Below are 2,485 nucleotides of genomic sequence, written 5' to 3'. Positions count from 1 at the left end.
ACGACGATGTAGTGGCGGTTGATCTCGAAGTGCTCGCGCAGCCGGTAGCGGAAGTCGCTGCGACCGAAGCCGTCGGTGCCCAGCACCTTGAACGAGCGCCCTTGCGGGATGTGGGCCCGGATCTGCTCAGGCAGCGCCTTGACGTAGTCGGTCGATGCCACCACCGGGCCTTGCGTGCGACTCAGCTGCTTCTTCACGAAGGGCACGCGCGGCGCATCGGTCGGGTGCAGCAGGTTCCAGCGCTCGACGTCCTGGCCTTCGCGGGCCAGCAGGTTGAAGCTCGGGCAGCTCCAGACGTTGGCGCCCACGCCCCAGTCGGCTTCCAGCAGCTCCTTGGCCGCCACCGACTCGCGCAGGATCGAGCCCGCGCCCAGCAGGTTGACCTGCAGCTTGTGTTTGCTGTCGGCGTCCTGCAGCAGGTACATGCCGGCGATGATCTCGGCCTCGGTGCCGGGCTTGAGCCCCGGCTGGGCGTAGTTCTCGTTGAGCAGGGTCAGGTAGTAGAAGACGTTCTCCTGCTTCTCGACCATGCGCTTGAGGCCGTCCTGGATGATGACCGCCACCTCGTGCGCGAAGCTCGGGTCATAGCTCAGGCAGTTCGGGATGGTGCCGGCCACCAACTGGCTGTGGCCGTCCTCGTGCTGCAGGCCTTCACCGTTCAGGGTCGTGCGACCCGACGTGCCACCCAGCAGGAAGCCACGCGCCTGCATGTCGCCCGCGGCCCAGGCCAGGTCACCGATGCGCTGCAGCCCGAACATCGAGTAGTAGATGTAGAACGGGATCATCACGCAGTTGTTCGTCGAGTACGACGTGGCCGCGGCCACCCACGAGCTCATGCCGCCCGCTTCGTTGATGCCTTCCTGCAGGATCTGGCCGGCCTTGTCCTCGCGGTAGTACATGACCTGGTCCTTGTCGACCGGGGTGTACTTCTGGCCTTCCGGCGCGTAAATACCGATCTGGCGGAACAGGCCTTCCATGCCGAAGGTGCGGGCCTCGTCGACCAGGATGGGCACCACGCGCGGGCCCAGGTTGGCGTCGCGCAGCAGCGGCGTCAGGCAGCGCACGAAGGCTTGCGTGGTCGAAATCTCGCGGCCTTCCTGCGTGGGCTCCAGCACGCTCTGGAAAGCGTCCAGGCCCGGCACCGGCAGCGTCTCGTCGGCCTTGGGGCGGCGCTTGGGCAGCGCGCCACCCAGGGCGGCTCGGCGCTCCAGCAGGTACTTCATCTCGGGCGTGTTGTCGGCCGGTTTGATGAAGGGCAGCTTTTCGATGTCCTCGTCGGCCACCGGGATGTTGAAGCGATCGCGGAAGAGCTTGATGTCTTCGTCGGTCAGCTTCTTGGTCTGGTGGGCGGTGTTCTTGCCTTCACCGCTCTTGCCCATGCCGAAGCCCTTGACCGTCTTGATCAAGAGCACGGTGGGCTGGCCAGTGTGGTTGACGGCCGCGTTGTAGGCGGCGTACACCTTCTGCGGGTCGTGGCCGCCGCGTTGCAGGCGCCAGATGTCGTCGTCCGACAAGCGCGCCACCATCTCCAGCGCACGGGGGTCGCGCCCGAAAAAGTGCTGGCGCACGAAGGCGCCGTCGTTGGCCTTGCAGGCCTGGTAATCGCCGTCGACCATCTCCATCATGATCTTGCGCAGGATGCCGTCCTTGTCGCGCGCCAGCAGCGGGTCCCAGTACGAGCCCCACAGCAGCTTGATCACGTTCCAACCGGCGCCGCGGAACTCGCCTTCGAGCTCCTGCACGATCTTGCCGTTGCCGCGCACCGGGCCGTCCAGGCGCTGCAGGTTGCAGTTGATCACGAAGATCAGGTTGTCGAGCTTTTCGCGCGCGGCCAGGCCGATCGCGCCCAGCGATTCGGGCTCGTCCATCTCGCCGTCGCCGCAGAACACCCACACCTTGCGTTGGCTGGTGTCGGCCAGGCCGCGGGCATGCAGGTACTTCAGGAAGCGCGCCTGGTAGATGGCCATGATCGGACCCAGCCCCATCGACACGGTCGGGAACTGCCAGAACTCCGGCATCAGCTTGGGGTGTGGGTAGCTGGAAAGGCCCTTGCCGCCCACTTCCTGGCGGAAGTTGTTGAGCTGGTCTTCCGTGATGCGACCTTCCATGAAGGCGCGGGCGTAGATGCCCGGGGCCGAGTGGCCCTGGATGTAGAGCAAGTCGCCGCCGTGATCGGGCGTGTCGCCGTGCCAGAAATGGTTGAAGCCAACGCCCAGCATGGTCGCCAGCGAGGCAAACGAGGAAATGTGGCCACCCAGGTCGCCGCCATCGGGCGGGTTGTGGCGGTTGGCCTTGACCACCATCGCCATGGCGTTCCAGCGCATGTAACTGCGCAAGCGCTCTTCGATCTCGAGGTTGCCGGGGTGGTGTGCCTCGTCCTCCACCGCGATGGTGTTCACGTAGGCCGTCGTGGCCGAGAACGGCATGTCGATGCCGGCCTGGCGGGCGTGGTCAAGGAGGTTTTCGAGCAAGTCGTGTGCTCGGG

Annotated in this window: 1 protein-coding gene; it reads right to left on the bottom strand. The window is 65.8% G+C overall.

From position 1 onward, the window contains the following. Window positions 1-2,485 (bottom strand): pyruvate dehydrogenase (acetyl-transferring), homodimeric type (gene aceE, locus B2W70_RS15320; RefSeq protein WP_286746970.1); only part of this gene is annotated, 2,485 nt, incomplete at both ends.

The sequence above is a fragment of the Aquabacterium sp. UBA2148 genome, from assembly GCF_002328915.1.
GTDB classification, from domain to species: domain Bacteria; phylum Pseudomonadota; class Gammaproteobacteria; order Burkholderiales; family Burkholderiaceae_C; genus Aquabacterium; species Aquabacterium parvum.
The sequence above is the reverse complement of the archived record's forward strand: the minus strand, read 5'-3'. Positions and strand labels throughout refer to the sequence as shown.